Raw genomic sequence first — 18,395 nt, forward strand, 5'->3', positions numbered from 1 at the left:
GTCTTCATGTTATCATAGATGCCACGCCCGGGGACGCCTTCGAAGACGCGGAATGCATGCCAGTGGGCATCAAACAGCATCTCATGCGTTTGCAACAGATAGGCCCGCACCAAAAATGCCCGGCTGTGCGACAGCTTGATATGCGCGACCTGCAGCTTGATACGCTCGCCGCCGACATAGGCCCAGTCCTCGCTCCAATCGAACTGGAAAGCCTCGCCCGGCGCGAACACCAGCGGCACGAAAGTCCCACGATCTGTCGTGTGATGCGCACGCTGCCGGTCACCCTTCCATTCCCGCACAAAGGCCGCAACACGTTCGTAGGAACCGTCATATCCAAGCTTTACAAGATCGGCATGCATCAGCTTCGCCGTTCGGCGTTCCTTGCGTGATTTGCGCTGATCAGTCGTCAGCCACGCAGTAAGATGCTTAGCATAAGGGTCCAGCTTGCTGGGGCGATCTGGCACCTGAAATGCAGGTTCAACAATCCCCTCCCGCAGATACTTCTTGATCGTGTTGCGAGATACGCCCGTCCGCCGCGCGATCTCGCGAATAGGCATCTTATCCCGCAGTGCCCATTTCCGAATTACCCTCAAAAATCCCATGTCTATCACTCCATGCGCCCCCAGCTGATTCAAGCCGGGGCAAGGTTACACATGGGTCAATTCTCAATGACAATTTCTGCTGGTGCCGGGTCAGTTCTCAATGACAATCAACAATTATGTTTAGAAAGAACCCGTCCCATGACACATATTTTCACCTTAAAGGCACCAGCTTTTGCCGCGGCACTTCTGTTACTGTCGGCGCCAGGGGGCATGGCGCAAAACCTGACCTACCCCCTCGTCGATACGATGCAAGATGCTTGTTTTGACACGACTGGGGCCAAGATTACCTGCCCCGCCGAGGGTGAGGCGCTTTACGGCCAAGATGCCCAGCACCACCGGCTTGCTGCATCCTACACCGACAATGGCGATGAAACGGTCACTGATAATAACACGGCGCTTGTCTGGCAAAAGACGCCCGAAAACGCCCGCCTGCAATATGCCGAAGCCTTATCCTATTGCAGCGCCCTAAGCTTGGGTGGACGCGACGATTGGCGCGTGCCTACAATTAAGGAACTGTACTCACTGGCCGATTTTCGCGGCGAGCTGCTGAAGCCGGAAGAGGGTGAACCGCGGCCCTATATCGACACCACGGCCTTTGACTTCTTCTATCCTGATCGTGGCATGATCTTTGCCGGGCAATATTGGAGCAGCACGCTCTATGTCAAAGGGCCGGCTATGAACGGCGCGAACCAGGGCGCTTTCGGCTTCAACTTTGCAGACGGCCACATCAAAGCCTATGGCACGGGTCTGGATTTTTATTCGGGCGGCGAGGCGGCAAGCAGTGGCCTGTCTAACGGGCCCGCCGATGGCAAGGCCCCCGGCAACTATGTGCGCTGCGTCAGTGGCGATGAGGCGGTTTATGGCGTAAACGCCTTTACAGCCAACGGCGATGGCACCGTCACCGATGCCGCCACGGGTCGTATGTGGCAGCAATCTGATGACGGCACCCGCCGCGACTGGCCCGAAGCTTTGGCCTATTGCGAGGCGCTGGACCTTGGCGGGCATGACGACTGGTATTTGCCCAACTCGAAAGAGCTGCAAAGCATCGTCGATTATCACCGCACCGATTTGCCAGCGATTGACACCTCTGTCTTTTCCATCACCGAAGATTCCGATACGCTGGATTTCTGGACCAGCACAACCTTTGGCGACTGGAAAAATTACGCGAACGTCATAGCCTTTGGCAAAGCCCTTAGCAAAGCGGGCGATCAGACCGAATACACTGATTGGCATGGCGCGGGTGCCCAACGCTCGTCGATCAAATCGGTTGCAGGTCAAGAGATGACCGAAGAAACCACATGTTCGGTCAATGCCTGCGATTACAACCGCCCTGATAACCTTGTGCGCTGTGTGCGCTAGGCCCTGACATCATTGGCGGGTGAAACAAACACCCGCCGACCAAAATCCACGACTTTCGACAAAAGGAAACACAATGTTCAAACCCATGATCCCTGCCACCCTGATTGCGGTATGCCTATCCGCAGGCGTCGCACAGGCCACCCCTGTAGAAATCTATCTGACTGATATGCTCGACAACACTCAGGCCGGATATTGCCTGGATATCGCAGGCGGAAAAGGCGCCGATGCCGACCCGTCGAATGGGCTGCAGGGCCACACCTGTTACAGCCCGCTCGGTTCGTTGTTGGAGGACCAGACCTTTGACACCGAGCGTTTTGCCAAGGGCACGCTTTACATGACCGAATTCGATGTCTGCGCCCAGATGAGCGGGTTTGAGGAAGGTGCGTCGGTTGATCTTGCAGCCTGTGATGGCAGCAAGGCGCAAAGCTTTGTCTTCTCTGGCCAAGGTATGATCACCCCGACCGAAGCCCCTGACATGTGCTTGACCGTCGGCGCGGAAACCCGCTCGGGTCGCAGTGACACAAACCAAATTAAGGCCTTGTTGCTGAAACCTTGTGATGCAGACTTGGCCCCATATCAAACTTGGGCCACGCGCAGCGAGTGATCGGTTGTATGATTTAATCCGAACAAACTATCTGACGTCAGCCGCTTAGGCACTGATGTGAGGATTTGATCCCCACAAGAATTCTGGTTCATCTTGCCGATCAAGAGGTTACGATGAACCAGAAAATTGAGGCGCAAAAGGTAATCTGAAGCACCCCAGTTTTAGCCAAGCTGCATTCTGTCATTTCACGCGACCATATCGCGCAGTTCGCATAACGCATAAGCCGAATGACTTTGGTTATGGCAAAAGGGCAGGCTATTTGCTTTCCATGATTTCGATCTGACCAACCAATTCACGTACGCGTTCGGCATTATCGGCGGCTGTGGTGCCGTCCATGTTCAAACGGTTGTTTTCAAACCCGATCCGCGCTTTTCCACCCTGACGCATAGCCTCTATCAGGCAAGCCGTTTCCTGCGGGCCAAAGGCGCAGGCGCCCCAATCGACACCCGGAACTGATGATTTCAGCAATTGTGCGAGCGGACTTACATCAGATGGCAAGCTGACCTGCCCTACCGAATAGCGCCCGAGAACAATCAGCGCCATCAGGCCTTTGCGCGGCACGCAACCGGTTTCAACAAGCCTGCCCAGATGCGCTACATCGGCGGAATCGTAAAGGATGTGTTGAACGCCGATATCTGCCTCGGCACAACTCGCGAAAAAGCGGCGCGAGATCGCATCATCCTGACCTGCGGTGATTTCACGCAGCGCAATCGATACCGCTGCGGGGCGTAGGTCTTGCACCAAGCGGCGTTGTTCAGCGGGGGTGTAGCGCCCCACCGCCTCTGACGTGATTTGCACGTAGAGGCCAGGCGCGCGCAGCCCAAGCTCGGCCAGTAATTCGGCATAAAGCCCCGCATCAAGCACATGCCGCTGATCGGCATCGCGCACATGGGCATGCAACCGTCAGCGCCCGCAGCTTGGCAATCGACGGCGCAAGCAACCACGTCTTCGATGGTCACGGGCAAGGCTGGATGATCTGCCTTGGTCAACCTGGCCCCGTTTGGCGCCACCATGATGCGTGGTAGCGGCATCATGGTGCCAGCGCCCTGGCAATTGCGACCGACAGCTTGTCAACCAATTCATCAATCTGGGCGTCTTCGATGATGAACGGGGGGGCAAGCAGAATATGGTCGCCGTTTTGCCCGTCAATCGTCCCCGACATTGGATAGCAGATCAAACCGGCTGCAAAGGCCTCTTTCTTAACCCGCGCCGCCAAACCGCGCTTGGGGTTAAAGGTGGATTTGGAGGCACGATCTTCCACCAGCTCCACCCCCCGAAACAGCCCGCGCCCGCGAATATCGCCGACATGCGGGTGCTGGCCAAAAGCGCCGCGCAATGCCGTATCCAGCTTGGCACCTTGCTCGCGAACACGCGCCAATAACCCGCCTTCCAGAATTTCGTCCAGCACCGCATTCGCCGCTGTAGCAGCCATCGCGTGCCCCATATAGGTGTGGCCATGCTGAAAAAAACCGCTGCCCGCCGCAATGGCGTCGTAGATTTTGCCCGAAGTCAACAAGGCGCCGATAGGTTGATACCCTGCGCCAAGCCCTTTGGCGATGGTGATCATATCGGGGGAAACCTCATCCTCAAGGCAAGCAAAAATATGCCCTGTCCGCCCCATGCCGCACATGACCTCGTCCAAAATCAACAGCACGCCGTACTTGTCACAAATTTCGCGGATACGCTTGAAATAGCCGGGCACGGCGGGCACCGCACCCGAGGTCGCACCAACCACCGGCTCGGCGATAAAGGCCATCACCGTCTCTGGCCCAAGGCGCAGGATTTCGGCCTCTAGTTCATTGGCGACGCGCAAGCCATAGTCCGCCTGGGCTTCACCGTCTTGGCGGTCACGGTATTCATAGCAGGGGTTGATATGGCTTGTCTCGGCCAACAGCGGGGCAAACTGCGCCCGCCGCCAAGCATTCCCACCCGCCGCCAATGCGCCCAATGTGTTACCATGATAGCTTTGCCGCCGTGCGATCACGCGGCGCCGTTCAGGTTGACCGACCTCAAGAAAATACTGGCGCGCAAGCTTGATTGCGGCCTCAACTGCTTCGGACCCGCCCGAGACCAGATAAACACGCTCTATCCCCGTTGGCGCATTGGCGATCAATCGGTCCGCCAACTTCTCGGCCGGTTCCGAGGTGAAGAAACCCGTGTGTGCAAAAGCAAGCCGATCAATCTGGCCGTGCAACGCCGCACGCACCGCCGCGTTGGAATGCCCGAGACAAGATACCGCGGCCCCGCCAGACCCATCCAGATAGCGCCGCCCCTCGGCGTCAATCAAATAGCAACCGTCCCCTGCCACAGCGACAGGAAGCGCACCTTTCGTGGATCGTCCAAAGATGTGGCTGGTCATGCCAGAGACCTTTCATGGTTTGGCGCCTATATAGATTGCGCAAAGAGGAATAATTCGATTGTATTATTTTCTGGCAAAATGTAATGCAAGTGAATTATTGATCCTTTTCTGATGCTATGGGCTTTATGGAACAACCTGACGTTATCCGCCGCCAATTGGCCGATCTTTGCGCCCAAGGTACCCCTGCCTTGCGCAGCTTTGCGGCTTGGCTCTTGGACAACATGCCGCTTGTCGCCTTCAATTCCATACGCGGCCTTGCCAAGCAGGCCGCGGTCAACCCCAATACAGTGACCCGATTGGCAAAGGAACTCGGCTATACTGGCTATGATGCCTTCCGCGCCGAGGTGCAAACCGCACTGCAAACACCCGCCGAAAGCTATGCCGAGCGCGCACGCGCATTGCGGAGCCGCAGCGGCCATGATGCGTTTGCCGCAGTGATCGACGCCAATTATCAGAATTCCGCAGCCATTTTTTCGGCCGAGACGCTTGAATTGTTGGAAAGCTGTATCGATCCTCTGCTTGATGCGCGTAAAATCCATAGTGTTGGCGTTCGCAGTTGCTATTCTATTGCTCATTATTTTAGCTATGTTGGTGGCATGGCATTTGAGAACTTTGTTGATCTGCCGTCGCTTCCCGGTGCAATTGCTGACCAGATGTCACAAGTTGGCCCCCAAGATATTGTCATCGCAATCACCTATGAACACTATTCCGCCGAAGTGGTTCGCGCCTGTGAAATTGCCCGCAGCAATTGCGCGCGTGTGCTTGCGCTGACCGACAGCTATGCCTCACCCATTGCAATCGGGGCTTGGAAGACGTTGCGACTGCCGATGGCCGGCCCGCTATTCATGCCCTCGCTTAACTCGGCTTTTCTTGCGGTCGAGATGCTGCTTGTCGGTATGGCCGCAAGATCTGACGGGGCCGCCGAAAAGGTGGCCGCATTCGAGGCGCGCGTCCGGCGTTTTGGTGGTTATGCAGGGGCAAATGGCAATCGCGATTTGTAGGCCTAACATCATGATCAAAATACGTTGCAGCCGGATGATATTCCAATGCCCTTGGCACTTGTCAGATGGTCTTAAGCGGTTGAAATTAAATACTTGTGCTGGCGATGCCGCGCCCCACATCGGCATCATGTGTCGTGGCGAATTTGGACTGCGAAGAACTGCCGCTAAATGCCTTAGGCATGGTTTCAATCTTCCCGAAGCTGTCGAGCGACAAGCGCAACACATCTGGGACTAGGGCTTTGGCTTGTTTGCCAAATTTATACAGCGTTTTCAATTGTATTGGCGGATGGGGTGACTGCCATTGCTAAGGCGTATCCCGTGCCGTTCCCGTGGCAAATATTGGCTTTAAGCGCTTATTTTCATACATATTTGCATTCTGCCCGTCCTTTCCCGTTGCATCCCGTAGCCTTCCCGTTATTCTATTTATGATGGGTAAGATAGTGGGTGAAAGCTAAATGCCGAGAACTGCATCTGAATTAGGGCCGCTAGACGTCAAAAGAATTGCTCACAATGGCGGGAAGTGGGCGAACATGGTTCCAGTAGGGGGCGTTGCTGGCCTTTACCTGCAAGTCACCCCCAATAATGGCAAGACATGGATACTGCGAATGCAGGTTGGTGACCGCCGCCGCGATATTGGCTTGGGTGGATATCCGACTGTCACGCTATCGCAAGCCCGCGACAAAGCGCGTGTAGCCCGTACCAAGGTTGAAGCTGGCATTGACCCTGTAGAAGAACGCAAGGCGACTAAAGCGGCTCTGACCGCCGCCCAGCGCCGGGGGATGCTCTTTTCTGAAGCGGTGGAAAAGGCTTTGGGTGCAAAGCTGGAAGCCTTCAAGAATGAAAAGCACCGCAAGCAATGGCGCGCCACGCTTGACACTTACGCAACGCCGGAACTGGGCAAAATGGCCGTGCAGGATATAACCGTGCAAGACGTGTTGCGTGTCTTGGAACCGATCTGGACAGGTAAGACAGAAACCGCTGCGCGCCTTCGGGGCCGGATTGAGGCCGTTCTTTCTTGGGCAACTGTGTCGGGCCACCGCACGGGCGATAATCCGGCGCGCTGGGCGGGTAACCTGAAAGAGCTGTTGCCAGCGGCGGCGGCAGTCAAAAAAAGCGATAACCAACCTGCCTTGGCGCTGGGCGATGCAGCCGCATGGTTTGCCGATCTGCGCAAGCGCGACGGCTTTGGCGCGCGGGCCTTGGAACTGGCCGCATTGACCGCCGTCCGTTCCGGCGAAGTCAGGGGCGCGGTTTGGGATGAAATCGACCTAGAGGCGGAAATTTGGACTATTCCGGCCCAGCGCATGAAAATGACCCGCGAACACCGCGTTCCGCTTACGCCCGCCGCAGTGGCGATGTTGCGCGCCTTGCCACGTTTGAACGATTCTGGCTTGGTTTTTCCAGCTGCACGGGGCGGGATGCTTTCGGATATGACCCTTTCCGCCACCATGCGCCGCATGAATGAGGCCGAGAAAGAACGGGCAGGGGGTGGGGATAACGCCGGATATCTGGACGCTCGAAGCAAGCGCCCAGCCGTTCCGCATGGCCTGCGCAGCACTTTCCGAGATTGGGTGGCAGAGAAAACCCAATATCCCGGCGATATGGCCGAGGTGGCCTTGGCGCACAGTATCAATAGCGCGGTAGAGGCTGCATATCGGCGCGGCGATATGATGGAAAAGCGCCGCCGCATGATGGCCGATTGGGCTGACTTTCTGCAAGGCCGTGCACTGGGCGGCAATGTGGTGAGGATTGGCGCATGAGTGAGCCTCTGATGGAAAAGGCCGCATTTTTAGAGGGGTTAGAAGCCCGAAGTAAACAATTTCTGCAAAGGCTGAATGATAAAGAAGGCAACATATCCGAGGCATATATTGCACTTGACCTCATGCGGGCCATGGCGTCAGCCCACAATGGCGGCATTTCTAGCGATGAGATATTGGCTGCTTTGCCCGTCAAGGCATGGCGAGAGGATACTGTGCCAATTCCATTTGCTTTTCTTCGCACTCTGGCAATGGGCTGGGCCGAGTATCTTGGACAACAAAACGTAGAGGGCGGAAAGACACTGGGCCACTGCTTCGAATTGGAGGGGAGGTTTCAAGGAGCAAAGGGGATTGCCCGAAAGGCAAAGACACGAGACCAACTCCAGCGCCTTGCAAAATTGGTAGTTATCGAAATTCTATTCGAAGAAAGCGCAGGCAGACACCCAAAGTTAATGGCTGCAATCAAGAAAGTTTCTGTGAGTGAAGGCAAAAGCGAAGCCACCGTCCGCAATGCTTATCGCCGCTTTGGGCGCTCTAAAATGTCGGAGTATAGAGAGGCGGTAAAAACCTCCTAAGGTTTCTACCCCCGGCTTCGCGTGACCGTCGCACCCCAATGCCGCATGTTTATCCCCATGAAGTCACGCTGACATGAGGGACGCAACACAATGCCAAAGCAAATTGCAACACCGACCGACCGCCCTGCCTACGCAACCGACACGGCGCTTGCCGCGCATTTCGGTGTAAATCGCGCGACAGTCTGGGGTTGGGTTAAGCACAATGGCTTTCCAGCCCCGGTGAAGCTTTCACCACAAATGACACGCTGGAAATGGGCTGATGTGCAAGCGTGGGAAACCGCGCAAAGCCAAGCCGCATAAGAACCCCCACCCCCGGCAGGGTGGAGGCATGTTCTTTGCACGGTATCTGGATACCGAAAACATAGCACCACCTGCCTCAAACAACAATACAATGAGGCTAACACAATGAAACAAACTTGGGCGCTTGCCGCATTCGACGTTCACAAAACTACAGGCGAAACATTCCGCATCAGCGTTAAAGGCCGCGACCGTTGGGCCCTTGAAAACTTGCTACGCGCTGGGCCTAAAGGCTGCACACCGATTGACCATCCGGGGCCACGTTGGTCAGCGTATGTGCATAATATTCGGGGGCTTGGTGTTGAAATCGAGACTATCACCGAACCGCATGAGGGTGACTTCAAGGGCCATCATGCCCGGTATGTTTGCCGCTCGACTGTGACCCCGTTCCGCTTGGCAGGGCAAGAGGGGGCGGCGGCATGAGCAACGTCCAAAAACTGCCAACGGCGGCTATCAGTTTTTACACCGTAAACAAGGCGGGCCGCAACTTCGACGTGGTCTTAGTGACGCCTTGCCCCGGCAAAGACCTGAAAACACGGTTGCGCCGTTGGTCTGACCGTGAGGCTGCGATTGCCGATGCAAAGGCGACTGCCGACACAATGAAGCGCCCATTTAAGATGCGGGGGGCGGCAGCATGAGCGCGTTACGCCTTGCCCGCCTTCGCCGCCTGTGTGGCCTCAGCGGGCCGCTTGCGGGGATTCTGGCCCAGCTTGCCTATGGGGAGGGCCGCGAATGACAGTTGCCCACCATACCCGCGCGGCGGGACTGCGAAAGGATGGGCCGTATGGGTGAAGCCTTCGCAATTCGACAAGATAGCAGCTTGGCCCAAATTCCTGCGCAAGTTGCGGCAAGCTGGGCGCGCGCGGGGTTTCCCGTCTTTCCTTGCGGGTCAGACAAAAAACCCCTTACGCCCCACGGGTTCAAGGATGCGACAACCAACTTGGACGCGGTGGCCGCATACTGGCAGGCAAACCCCAGGGCGCTTGTCGGGCTTCCCACGGGGGAAACCTCTGGCCTATTCGTGGTAGACCTCGATACCGACCGCCAAACGGGCGAAGTGGTTGGCGAAGCGTCATTGGCCGCGCTGGGCCTATCCCACCTGATCGGCGCGGTTCCCACGGTTGCCACCCCAAGCGGCGGGCGGCACCTTTATTTCCGCGATTGCGGGTTGGGCAGCACAGCCAACAAGCTGGGGCCGAAAATCGACACGCGCGGGAATGGCGGTTATATCATCGCCCCCGGCTCTGTAACGCCAGCCGGTGCGTATGTCCTGTTGAATAGCCCTTTGACGCGGGAAAGCCTGCAAAGCGCCCCTGATGCGATTCTAGAGAGGCTGCGGGGCCATAGCGCACCACACCAACCGCTGCGGGGCCTTCAAGGGTTGGAGCAAAAGACCGATGCCGCCGAGGTTCTGGACCTCTTGGCGCATATCCCGCCCGATTGCAGTTATAGCGATTGGGTGGCGGTACTTATGGGCTTACATGACCATTTCGACGGATCCACGGCGGGCCTATCCATCGCAGACGATTGGAGCGCCAAGGGCTACAAATACAAGCCCGGTGAAGTCTCTGCAAAGTGGCGAGGCTTTCAGTTGGGCGGCGGCGCGGGCTGGGGTAGCGTTTGCGAACTGGCACGGCAGAACGGGGCCGATTTAGGCGCTATTGCAAAGCTGCATAAGGGTAATCAGAACACGACCCGCCGCGCTATGCCAAAGCCCAGCGCTGGGCCAGCCTCTGATAACCAAAAGCAGCGCAGCGGAAATGAAGGCAAAACCCGTGCCAAGTGGTGCGCAGATATTGCTTGCACAATTCTGGAGACAAATCCCGATTGGGCCGAGGTTCTGGCCTATGACGAATTTGCGGGGCTTTACCTGCTATTGAAGCCAATCCCGGGAACAACGGTTCCCCGCTCGACCTTCACGCCGCGCCCGATTGCAGACACCGACATAACGGCGGCGGTGCGTTGGTTTAATCGCAATGGTTTTCCAGATGCCACCAAGAACGGCGCGGCGGATGCCCTTTTCCTAGTCGCGTCCAGCACCATCATTTCACCCGTCCGACACTTCCTAGAGGGCTTGGCTTGGGATGGCTTTCCGAGGGTGCAAAACTGGCTTTCCCAATACTGCGGGGCCGAACGTTCCGACCTGACCGCCAAAGTCGGCACCGCTTGGCTTGTCTCTGCCGTTGCGCGGGTGTTGAAACCGGGCTGCAAGGCTGATTGCGCCCTTGTGCTAGAGGGCAAGCAGGGCGCGGGCAAGTCGTCTATCCTGCGGGCCTTGGCGGGGGATGAGTGGTTCCATGACGGCCTAAGCGATATGCACGGCAAGGACGCCAGCGCCGCCTTGCGGGGCAAGTGGATTATTGAACTGCCTGAACTGTCAGCTATGCGCCGATCTGATACCGAAGCGGTCAAAGCCTTCCTTAGCCGCACAGAGGAACGCTATCGCCCCGCCTATGGCCGCACAGAGGTTATTGAGCCGCGCCGATGCGTCTTTGCTGGCACGACCAACCGCAATGACTACCTGACAGACGACACGGGTGGGCGGCGGTTCTGGCCTGTCACTGTGGGCGCGGTGAATCTGGACGAATTGACCGCCGACCGGGAACAAATATGGGCTGAGGCAGTGGACCTATACCGCAACGGCGCGCGGTGGTGGCTCGACAAGACAGACGAAAGCGCGGCGGCGGCAGTGGTGGCAACCCGCGCGGCAGATGACCCTTGGTCGGCTGACGTGTTGCGCGTTGTGGATGGCCTAAGCGAAGTCAGCACCCGCGATGTTTTCCAGCTACTCGATATAGCCATTGATCGGCGCGGCAAAGCCGATGCCATGCGGATAACAGGCATTTTGACCCGCGCCGGATGGGCGCGCGAAGGCAAATTCACAAGCGGGCCAAATCGCGACCTATCGCGCTATGTGGCACCAAAGGGGGGCCACCATGTTTGAGTGCGGAACCCCCTGCGGAACCTCTTGCGCCACCTGCCCGAAAAAACCCTGTAAAAACAGACATAGCCCGCAAATGCGGAACCTTGCGGAACCTTTTCCCACACATTTCACCAGAACCCTTAACTATATGAAAATAATGAGGTTATCGGGTATAAGTCGGTTCCGCAGGTTCCGCTTATTCTGGGTGTTTGCGCGCTCGGACGAAATGTGTGGGAAAAGGTTCCGCAGGTTCCGCTCTGACCAATTTCTTACTCCCCTAAATCATGAGGAAATTACAAAATGACACCAGAACAGCAAGCCGCCGTAGCGGAAGCAAAAAAGCGCCGCGCAATTGCAGAAGGGCAGCAAATACGCCCTACAAACGGAGGTTCAAACCCTGCCGATTTTATTGAATTTGATATGCCAGACGGGCGCAAGGCGCGTTTACCCAAAGGCATGTCACGCGCGGAAATGGCAGCGGCACTAAATAGGTTTCCTTCTGCGCAACCAGCCCAGCAGCAAGAACAGCCCGTTTTTGAGGTTCAGGGACCGGATGGGCAAATTTATGAGGTGCAAGCGCCGGACATAGAGAGCGCCGCGCGCGCTACTCAATCATTCACCCCGGAACAGTTTGCGGCTATCGCAGCCGCCAGAAAACTGCGCACTGATACAGAGGTGCAAGGTAAGCCTTCGACATATGCCGAAATGATTGCCAAGAGCCGCGAACTTGCGGCGGCTGGTGACATGGAAAGCGCCAAGCGTGTTGCACAAATTGCGATTGCCCGCCGTGATGGTGTGGCGCAACCATCTGCCGCCCCGCAAACCAACCTTTTCGAGCAATCAACAAGCGGAATAAACGAGGGCATTGCAGGGATGCTTGGCGCCCCGGTTGACCTGATGGCGGGCGCGCTAAATATGGGGGCCAAGGGCATTAACGCGGTAGCAGGGACAAACCTGCCCAGCATTGAAAACCCCGTTGGTGGTAGCGGCACGTTCCGAGACTTGCTTTCGCCCACCATTTCCGAAGTCGCACCACAAACAACTGCCCAGCGCTACGGGCGGCGGATTGGGCAGGAAGTTGGCGCGGCGGCTGTTCCCGGTGGTGTAATGATGCGCGGCGCAGCGGCACCGATTGCTTTAGCCGGAACAGAAGTTGCAAGCGCCTTGGGCGCTGGGCTTGCGGGCCAGACCTCGCAAGAGATTGCCCCCGGCAATGCAACCGCCGACATGATAGCGTCTATGATTGGCGGCATTGGCCCAGTCGTGGCAAGGCGGGCACTGAGACCCGGCCCACAGGCCCCCACGCTGGACAATCTCAAACAGCAGCAAGCGGCGGCTTATACCGATGTAGACGCGTCACAGGCACGGCTCGACCCCACGCAACGGCAAGGGCTTATTGACCACATGCGCGGGCGCACCGATGCAATGGATATGGACGAATTTTTGCACCCCCGCGCAAATCGCACCATGAGCCGGATGGATAGCCTAGAACCATCGCCACGCATTGCTGATGTAGAGCAAAAACGCCGCCTTGTCGGGCGTGATGTTGCTGGCTCGCTCGACCCGTCCGAGGCCATGATAGGCCAAGGCATGAAAGACGAAATCGACGCCTATCTTAGAGGGCTTGCCGATAATGGGGGGCTTGGGCCGGATGCCAGCGCAACGCTTGGGCGGCTGCAAGATGGGCGCGAAATGACACAGCGGATAAAGAAGGCCGAGGCCGTCACAGGCGCTGTCACGAAGGCCGAGCGCCGCGCCGCATCATCTGGCACGGGTGGCAATGAGGTAAACACGACACGGCAGAACATTCGCGCGATGCTCGACAATCCAAAGCAAAGCCGAGGCTTTAGCGCTGCGGAACGGGAACAGATGGAATCTATTGTCAGGGGAACGCCTGCGCAGAACGCCTTGCGCCTAGCCGGACGGTTCTCCCCTACCTCTGGGGCGTTGTCCGCGATGGGCGGGCTTGCCAGTGGCGCATCATTCGGGCCGCTTGGCGTGTTGCCTTCTGTCATTGGCTACGGAGCTAAAGCCGGGGCCGAGGCTTTGACAAAGCGGCAGATTGATAAGCTGATGCAAACCATTCGGAACGGTGGGCCGTTGGCTGCAAAGGCTTTCAATAGCACCGATAAGCGCGCTGCAATCGCGGCTTTGCTTGCCAGCGGTGCAAGCGCCCCAGAACCAAATTGAAGTGGCAGGGGGGTAAATTCACGCCCCCCGCCTATTCCAACGCCTTAGCCCGCCTGTGGCCCCCAAAATACGGTCAATAGAACGAGAGAGAAACCCATGCCAGAACCCGACCCACACGGCATTGAGCCGGGCAGCAATGGGCCTTTGTCCCTGTCAGTGTCCTTTTTCCTTTGCCAGAATAAAAAACACCGCCTTGCCCGTGCAAAGCGCATCCTGCGCAACATGCATTGGGGTGATTGGTGTTGCCCGCAATGTGGGGGCTACGTGCCTCTATTTCGCCGTGCAGATGCGGTTTATTGCCGTGAATCTTGCCGCAAGAAAGCCGCGCGGCAGCGGCGACGAGAGCCTAATAATTATGATGCCATTTAACCTAGTCTTTTGCCACCGAATACCCTTTCCCGAGCAAAGGACTTGAAACCGTCACTTTCCAGTCTGCTGTGGCAGTGGAGCAAGTCAGAAGGAACATTCGATCAAGGTCTTTGAAAAGGGTTTCGGGTTCATTCTTATTGTAGTAGCCTTCATGCTTAAACAACCTTGCAGCTCTCGAAATTTCTGCAAATAGCGGTTCCCCTGTCTCAAGATTGAGGCCAAACAGACGCTTCACGTTAGTAATCCATGTTGCGCATTCTGTTTCAGCTTCGTCTTTGGTTGGAAAAATTTTCAGAACGATGCCGAGTGGCGCGCTAATATCAATACGATTTGAATCCCAGTCATATTCTGCGTAACCGCCGGGGTCGTTTTGAAGCGCCAAGTCTAGCCGCAATACTCCTAAATCCATCATCGATACTGGTGTGTTAGTAAGGTAACTCGCCGATGCGTCAGGGCCTGCCAAAGCAGGGGCAAACTGAATTCCAAGTGAAGCGGCTAATGCAAGAAATCTCATTCTTTCGTACCTCTAAACGCGACCCCAGCACCTGCCGCAACTTGCCCAGCTTCCAAGAATTGGACGCCCTGCGCTTCAAGGGCCGCTTTAACGCGCGATACAGTTTCCGCCCCGACAAGCCCTGTATGGTCCGGCCTTCCTTCAATGCGGCGTAGTGTGATGAGGGGAACTTGCGCAATTTCGCACAATTCTTGCTGCGTCATGGCTAATAGATCACGAGCAGCTTTAATCTGAACCTTCATGGCGAATCCTTCTGATAACTTTCAATCACTGTGCACTTGCTATCAGTAAAGTCTACTGATATAAAGCTATCAGTAAGCAGCGCAAGGAGGCCGCAATGTTCAACAAATCGGAAATCATGAAAGCCGCTTGGGTTCAGTTTCGCAGCATTGACGTGACCAAACTGTCAAAGCGTGTTCGGGCCATCCGCTTCGCTTCATGCCTGCGCATGGCGTGGGCCGCTGCAAAGCGCATTATCCGCGCCGCAATCATCCCGACCCCCGCCGAATGCCTTGATGCCCAGATTGCAGCGCTGGAAAATACCGACCGTTTGGGCGTTGCTGGCATTGCCCGCCTTTCGACCCTGCGCACCCAAGCCGCCCATATGGCCGCTTAAACACTTCAATCAATCCAAGAGAGGATAGGACCATGACCACCGAAAACGCGACAACGCCGAAAACCATTTCAGACCTGCAAACGGATGCAACATTCCTTCACGCAATGGCCCAAGGCATCGACGTGCTTTACGACATAATCAAAACCGACCTTTCCCCCGCAAGCAATTCCATGCCTGCAATGCTTCAAAGCCTAATCGAACGGGCCGACCGCTTGGCGCAAGACTTGGACCGGGTGAAGCCATGACCAAAGCAAAAACCACAATCGACAAAGCCTATGACCTTATGAGCCTGCTCAAGGTTCTATCGCTGGCAGTTGATGGCGAAGACGTGGCGGCGGCAACGCTGGGCCATGTTGGAGGTGGGCGTGTTCTGGATATGGCGGCGGAATTGGCTTTTGACATTCTGGGCGATTTGGAACGGGCAGAAACGGCGGCTGTGAAACTTTGATGCAATGCAGCTTTGCGTTGCCAGACTAAAGGAAGGCCCTGCTAACTGCGGGGCCTTTTTGTAACCAGACAGCTTGATAAACGATTGCGGGGCTTAGACTTGTCGGAATTTGAGGCACGAGTCGGGCGAAGTGAAGCACTTCCCAAGCGTTTTTTCTTTGTGGGGTTTAATGATGGGTGTGGCGAGTGAATGTTGAAAATATCTAATGTTTTCAATGGTGTCTGGCGGATGGGGTGGGATTCGAACCCACGGTACGGTTCCCCGCACGCTAGTTTTCAAGACTAGAGCCTTAAACCGCTCGGCCACCCATCCTAGCTGCCGCTCTGATACCACGGCCAGTCGGGATTTCAAGCCCGAGTCGCAGCATTCTTGCATCCCATTCAACGAATATTGGTTTTGTTTCACGATTGGTTAGGATGGATTGGCTAGGCTTGGCATATGCCGGTCACCGAATCTCCCGACCGACTATTTGAAGTTTGGCAATGGCAGTTATTTGATGCGAAGGTTTGCGGATGAAAAGTGATGTTCTTGGCGTAGCTCGCGTCTTGCATGTGGTGCAAGGTCAGGTTGCGGTGTCGGCCGATCCCAATGTTACCTTTACGACAATTTTGGGCGCCTGCGTCGCTGTTTGCCTTTTTGATCCCGAAAAAAGGCTTGGGGGGGTGGCGCATTTTCTGTTTCCTGACGGCGAAATGCATGCCCCACATGAACAGCGGTTTTGCAATCAAGCGATCTCGGATTTAATGGCGCGCGTTGAAGAAATGGGCGGAAATTTGAACCGACTACAAGCCAGCTTGTTCGGCGGCGCCAAGAGCCATGATGGCCGTCGAAATATCGGTAAGCGAAATGCGGATTCGGCTCTTAGATTCCTTGTCTCACATGATTTGGCGGTCGTGAAACGGGCGTTGGGTGGTGAACAGGTACGGCGTATCCGGTTTTCGCCAACGACCGGGTATTGTACCGAACGCTCAATGAACGATGGCTGGCCACATGATACATTTGGTGCTTATAAAGAAGGAGAACATTATCTTTGAAAAAGATTAAGGCGTTCGCTCAAGGATGTAGATGTCCATGATCCAGCCATGTTTGGCGCGTAGTTTTTTACGCGTTTCTATAATCAGCGGCGAAGTCTGGGCGAGTGAACCCGAGAGAATGGTTTCTTGTGGCATGCCTGCGTAGGCCGCCCACCATACCTGAATGTTCTGTTGAGGGATGTTTTGGAAAGAGCATTCGCCATCAAGCATTACCGCAATACGGTTGCTGCCAGCTGGCCAGCCGTTGTCACGCAATTGGCGCCCCGTGGTGACTGTGAATGGGGCGGCAAGATCGTTCAGCGGAATGGCATGTGCCGCTGTAAGCCCTTGCAGTGACGTGATGCCGGGGATGACCGTTATTTTCGGTGTGGGGGTGAGCCTTGCTGCAATACGCAGCGTACTGTCATAAAGCGATGGATCCCCCCAGACGAGCAGAGCAACTTTTTCCTTGGGGCTGTGAGTTTGTGCGAGCGCCTCGGCCCAAATGTGGGCGATGCGGTCGTGCCAGTTTTCAACGCGTTGCACATAGTCGGGCAGGGCTGCATCGCGCGTGGGTAGGTCGAATTCAACGATACGTGTCAATGGGTTGGTCAGCACCTTGGAGCAGATATCGCGGCGCAGTTCAGCCAGCTCTGCTTTGCTTTCGCCTTTGCGCGGGATTAAAATCACGTCGACCTCGTTCAAGGTGCGGATAGCTTGCAAGGTCAGATGCTCGGGGTTGCCAGTACCAATACCAACAAGGAAAAGCTGTTTCAACTTAGGCGCTCCCATAAAAAAGCAGCCCACAAGGGGCTGCCTTTGATGTCGTTTGTAAGATCAGGCCGCGTTGTGCAGGCGCGGGGTGAGAAGGGTCGAGCCCCTGAGGTTTTTGGCCAGAGCCAAAACAGCCAAGTCAACCAGTGGCTCCAACAGAATCACCGACATATAGGCAATACCGAAAGTTGCAATGCTGGCCAAATTGGCGGCGGCAAACCCGTTGCCAAGGATCGCCCAGAACGCAACCCAGGCGACAACGCCGGCTTGATAGGTGGTCGAAAGCATGAGCGCTTGCTTGTAGCTCAGATCAACATAGGCGGTGTTGGCCGAAATAACACGTGCGGCAATCGCCTGGATCGCGAACAGCGGCACCAAAAGTGTGGTCATGTTCATGCCGTATTGCGGCAGATCGATCGGCGAAAAGAACATGCCTTGGATCAACAGACCCAGAGCAAGGCCTAGGGCCGCTGGTGCCGCGCCCAACAACAAGAACAAAGTTGAGCCCAGAATGAAGTGAACTTCTGACACGCCGACCGAGAAATGCGGTAGGACTTGAAAGAAGATAAAGACCGAAACAGTTGAAAACATTGCGCGGGCGGCAAGTGAAAACACGCCTTTTTCACGCAACGCGTCGGCAATCAGTTTCACGGAATAGGTCGCAGCAGCGGCGGCGGTGCCATAGCTGAACAGAATCTTGGCGCCAGTTACGATGCCTGGTTCGATATGCATGTCAGTCTCCTATGCCGTCACACCCGACGGCGTTATTGTTTCCTGCGCAGGCCGGTCTCCTGACTCGCGGGTCCAAGCTGCTTTCCGCCTTCCCAACCAGAACCCCGGTCAGTGGCAAATTGGAAAGCCGCTCTCCGCATACAGTCGCGGGGGCGGTTGGGATTGAGGCGCCGCAATTTGGTCCACCTTTTCCCATTCCCGTTTCAGTTCGGGCGCTTTGCGCCAATCGAACACCTATGCCAATTCATTTGGTGCGAATGGC

Annotated in this window: 20 protein-coding genes, 1 tRNA gene, 1 pseudogene and 1 riboswitch; of the genes and pseudogenes, 14 read left to right on the forward strand and 8 right to left on the reverse strand. The window is 56.2% G+C overall.

The genetic code is table 11. The annotated features are described in order from the left end of the window. The coding region (gene istA, locus AKU79_RS17545; RefSeq protein WP_156209378.1) for an IS21 family transposase at positions 1-602 on the reverse strand (602 nt) is incomplete at its 3' end. A gap of 138 nt (positions 603-740) precedes the next feature. Between istA and AKU79_RS17550 the strand changes: the two genes are divergently transcribed. After that, a complete protein-coding gene (locus tag AKU79_RS17550; protein WP_050524898.1) occupies positions 741-1,961 on the forward strand; it encodes an Lcl C-terminal domain-containing protein in 1,221 nt (406 codons plus the stop codon). Positions 1,962-2,046: 85 nt separating this feature from the next. Next, positions 2,047-2,565 (forward strand): ricin-type beta-trefoil lectin domain protein, encoded by a 519-nt coding sequence (locus tag AKU79_RS17555; RefSeq protein WP_197087400.1) that lies wholly within the window; start codon positions 2,047-2,049, stop codon positions 2,563-2,565. Positions 2,566-2,820: 255 nt separating this feature from the next. Here AKU79_RS17555 and AKU79_RS17560 read toward each other — a convergent pair. Together AKU79_RS17560 and AKU79_RS17565 are read right to left on the reverse strand one after the other, a co-directional pair. After that, positions 2,821-3,599: pseudogene (locus AKU79_RS17560) on the reverse strand (3-keto-5-aminohexanoate cleavage protein). Then, a complete protein-coding gene (locus AKU79_RS17565) occupies positions 3,596-4,924 on the reverse strand; it encodes an aspartate aminotransferase family protein (protein ID WP_050524900.1) in 1,329 nt (442 codons plus the stop codon). The pseudogene AKU79_RS17560 and the gene AKU79_RS17565 overlap by 4 nt, the downstream one beginning before the upstream one ends. 125 nt (positions 4,925-5,049) lie before the next feature. On the opposite strand from AKU79_RS17565, the gene AKU79_RS17570 reads away from it, so the two are divergent. The 8 genes from AKU79_RS17570 (at position 5,050) to AKU79_RS17615 (ending at position 13,667) form a co-directional block, all read left to right on the forward strand. Continuing rightward, positions 5,050-5,925, forward strand: coding sequence for a MurR/RpiR family transcriptional regulator (locus AKU79_RS17570; protein WP_050525104.1), 876 nt, complete (start codon positions 5,050-5,052; stop codon positions 5,923-5,925). Between the two features lie 455 nt (positions 5,926-6,380). Beyond that, a complete protein-coding gene (locus AKU79_RS17580; RefSeq protein WP_050524902.1) occupies positions 6,381-7,685 on the forward strand; it encodes a tyrosine-type recombinase/integrase in 1,305 nt (434 codons plus the stop codon). After that, positions 7,682-8,257 (forward strand): hypothetical protein, encoded by a 576-nt coding sequence (locus tag AKU79_RS17585; RefSeq protein ID WP_050524903.1) that lies wholly within the window; start codon positions 7,682-7,684, stop codon positions 8,255-8,257. The genes AKU79_RS17580 and AKU79_RS17585 overlap by 4 nt, the downstream gene beginning before the upstream one ends. 90 nt (positions 8,258-8,347) lie before the next feature. Beyond that, positions 8,348-8,557, forward strand: a complete 210-nt coding sequence (locus tag AKU79_RS17590; RefSeq protein WP_082224105.1) for a helix-turn-helix transcriptional regulator — start codon at positions 8,348-8,350, stop codon at positions 8,555-8,557. 105 nt (positions 8,558-8,662) lie between these two features. Next, complete coding sequence (locus tag AKU79_RS17595) at positions 8,663-8,977, forward strand: winged helix domain-containing protein (RefSeq protein ID WP_050524904.1); 315 nt, start codon at positions 8,663-8,665, stop codon at positions 8,975-8,977. Next, positions 8,974-9,192, forward strand: coding sequence for a hypothetical protein (locus AKU79_RS17600; RefSeq protein ID WP_050524905.1), 219 nt, complete (start codon positions 8,974-8,976; stop codon positions 9,190-9,192). Before AKU79_RS17595 ends, AKU79_RS17600 begins: the two co-directional genes overlap by 4 nt. Positions 9,193-9,338: 146 nt before the next feature. Then, positions 9,339-11,498 (forward strand): VapE domain-containing protein, encoded by a 2,160-nt coding sequence (locus AKU79_RS17605; RefSeq protein ID WP_050524906.1) that lies wholly within the window; start codon positions 9,339-9,341, stop codon positions 11,496-11,498. Positions 11,499-12,182: 684 nt separating this feature from the next. After that, entirely contained in the window at positions 12,183-13,667 is a 1,485-nt protein-coding gene (locus AKU79_RS17615; RefSeq protein WP_156209887.1) for a hypothetical protein, read from the forward strand. Between the two features lie 370 nt (positions 13,668-14,037). Here AKU79_RS17615 and AKU79_RS17625 read toward each other — a convergent pair whose 3' ends face one another. After that, on the reverse strand, positions 14,038-14,550 hold the full coding sequence (locus AKU79_RS17625) for a hypothetical protein (RefSeq protein ID WP_050524910.1): 513 nt from the start codon (positions 14,548-14,550) through the stop codon (positions 14,038-14,040). Beyond that, positions 14,547-14,792 (reverse strand): hypothetical protein, encoded by a 246-nt coding sequence (locus tag AKU79_RS17630; protein WP_050524911.1) that lies wholly within the window; start codon positions 14,790-14,792, stop codon positions 14,547-14,549. The genes AKU79_RS17625 and AKU79_RS17630 overlap by 4 nt, the downstream gene beginning before the upstream one ends. 95 nt (positions 14,793-14,887) lie before the next feature. Between AKU79_RS17630 and AKU79_RS17635 the strand changes: the two genes are divergently transcribed. From AKU79_RS17635 to AKU79_RS17645, 3 genes are read left to right on the forward strand one after another with little or no spacing between them, the layout of a single operon-like run. After that, a complete protein-coding gene (locus AKU79_RS17635) occupies positions 14,888-15,166 on the forward strand; it encodes a hypothetical protein (protein ID WP_050524912.1) in 279 nt (92 codons plus the stop codon). Positions 15,167-15,198: 32 nt separating this feature from the next. Further along, a complete protein-coding gene (locus AKU79_RS17640) occupies positions 15,199-15,411 on the forward strand; it encodes a hypothetical protein (protein ID WP_050524913.1) in 213 nt (70 codons plus the stop codon). Then, positions 15,408-15,614 (forward strand): hypothetical protein, encoded by a 207-nt coding sequence (locus AKU79_RS17645; RefSeq protein WP_050524914.1) that lies wholly within the window; start codon positions 15,408-15,410, stop codon positions 15,612-15,614. The genes AKU79_RS17640 and AKU79_RS17645 overlap by 4 nt, the downstream gene beginning before the upstream one ends. Before the next feature lie 222 nt (positions 15,615-15,836). Here the strand turns inward: AKU79_RS17645 and AKU79_RS17650 are convergent. Then, positions 15,837-15,926: transfer RNA gene (locus AKU79_RS17650), tRNA-Ser, on the reverse strand. Positions 15,927-16,126: 200 nt separating this feature from the next. Between AKU79_RS17650 and AKU79_RS17655 the strand changes: the two genes are divergently transcribed. Further along, positions 16,127-16,648 (forward strand): chemotaxis protein CheD, encoded by a 522-nt coding sequence (locus tag AKU79_RS17655; RefSeq protein ID WP_050524915.1) that lies wholly within the window; start codon positions 16,127-16,129, stop codon positions 16,646-16,648. Positions 16,649-16,654: 6 nt separating this feature from the next. Here the strand turns inward: AKU79_RS17655 and cobF are convergent, their stop codons facing one another. Both cobF and AKU79_RS17665 read right to left on the reverse strand, forming a co-directional pair. Next, positions 16,655-17,404 (reverse strand): precorrin-6A synthase (deacetylating), encoded by a 750-nt coding sequence (cobF, locus tag AKU79_RS17660; RefSeq protein ID WP_156209900.1) that lies wholly within the window; start codon positions 17,402-17,404, stop codon positions 16,655-16,657. Between the two features lie 60 nt (positions 17,405-17,464). Next, positions 17,465-18,133, reverse strand: a complete 669-nt coding sequence (locus tag AKU79_RS17665; protein WP_050524917.1) for an energy-coupling factor ABC transporter permease — start codon at positions 18,131-18,133, stop codon at positions 17,465-17,467. 32 nt (positions 18,134-18,165) lie between these two features. Continuing rightward, positions 18,166-18,386: riboswitch (cobalamin riboswitch) on the reverse strand. Between the last annotated feature and the right edge of the window lie 9 nt (positions 18,387-18,395).

The sequence above is a fragment of the Pseudorhodobacter wandonensis genome (assembly GCF_001202035.1).
Classification (GTDB): domain Bacteria; phylum Pseudomonadota; class Alphaproteobacteria; order Rhodobacterales; family Rhodobacteraceae; genus Pseudorhodobacter; species Pseudorhodobacter wandonensis.

What these genes read in the sequence shown, in the direction of transcription:
- AKU79_RS17550 (WP_050524898.1), top strand. Translation starts at nt 741, where the DNA reads ATGACACATATTTTCACCTTAAAGGCACCAGCTTTTGCCGCGGCACTT.
- AKU79_RS17555 (WP_197087400.1), top strand. Translation starts at nt 2,047, where the DNA reads ATGATCCCTGCCACCCTGATTGCGGTATGCCTATCCGCAGGCGTCGCA.
- AKU79_RS17565 (WP_050524900.1), bottom strand. Translation starts at nt 4,924, where the DNA reads ATGACCAGCCACATCTTTGGACGATCCACGAAAGGTGCGCTTCCTGTC.
- AKU79_RS17570 (WP_050525104.1), top strand. Translation starts at nt 5,050, where the DNA reads ATGGAACAACCTGACGTTATCCGCCGCCAATTGGCCGATCTTTGCGCC.
- AKU79_RS17580 (WP_050524902.1), top strand. Translation starts at nt 6,381, where the DNA reads ATGCCGAGAACTGCATCTGAATTAGGGCCGCTAGACGTCAAAAGAATT.
- AKU79_RS17585 (WP_050524903.1), top strand. Translation starts at nt 7,682, where the DNA reads ATGAGTGAGCCTCTGATGGAAAAGGCCGCATTTTTAGAGGGGTTAGAA.
- AKU79_RS17590 (WP_082224105.1), top strand. Translation starts at nt 8,348, where the DNA reads ATGCCAAAGCAAATTGCAACACCGACCGACCGCCCTGCCTACGCAACC.
- AKU79_RS17595 (WP_050524904.1), top strand. Translation starts at nt 8,663, where the DNA reads ATGAAACAAACTTGGGCGCTTGCCGCATTCGACGTTCACAAAACTACA.
- AKU79_RS17600 (WP_050524905.1), top strand. Translation starts at nt 8,974, where the DNA reads ATGAGCAACGTCCAAAAACTGCCAACGGCGGCTATCAGTTTTTACACC.
- AKU79_RS17605 (WP_050524906.1), top strand. Translation starts at nt 9,339, where the DNA reads ATGGGTGAAGCCTTCGCAATTCGACAAGATAGCAGCTTGGCCCAAATT.
- AKU79_RS17615 (WP_156209887.1), top strand. Translation starts at nt 12,183, where the DNA reads ATGATTGCCAAGAGCCGCGAACTTGCGGCGGCTGGTGACATGGAAAGC.
- AKU79_RS17625 (WP_050524910.1), bottom strand. Translation starts at nt 14,550, where the DNA reads ATGAGATTTCTTGCATTAGCCGCTTCACTTGGAATTCAGTTTGCCCCT.
- AKU79_RS17630 (WP_050524911.1), bottom strand. Translation starts at nt 14,792, where the DNA reads ATGAAGGTTCAGATTAAAGCTGCTCGTGATCTATTAGCCATGACGCAG.
- AKU79_RS17635 (WP_050524912.1), top strand. Translation starts at nt 14,888, where the DNA reads ATGTTCAACAAATCGGAAATCATGAAAGCCGCTTGGGTTCAGTTTCGC.
- AKU79_RS17640 (WP_050524913.1), top strand. Translation starts at nt 15,199, where the DNA reads ATGACCACCGAAAACGCGACAACGCCGAAAACCATTTCAGACCTGCAA.
- AKU79_RS17645 (WP_050524914.1), top strand. Translation starts at nt 15,408, where the DNA reads ATGACCAAAGCAAAAACCACAATCGACAAAGCCTATGACCTTATGAGC.
- AKU79_RS17655 (WP_050524915.1), top strand. Translation starts at nt 16,127, where the DNA reads ATGAAAAGTGATGTTCTTGGCGTAGCTCGCGTCTTGCATGTGGTGCAA.
- AKU79_RS17665 (WP_050524917.1), bottom strand. Translation starts at nt 18,133, where the DNA reads ATGCATATCGAACCAGGCATCGTAACTGGCGCCAAGATTCTGTTCAGC.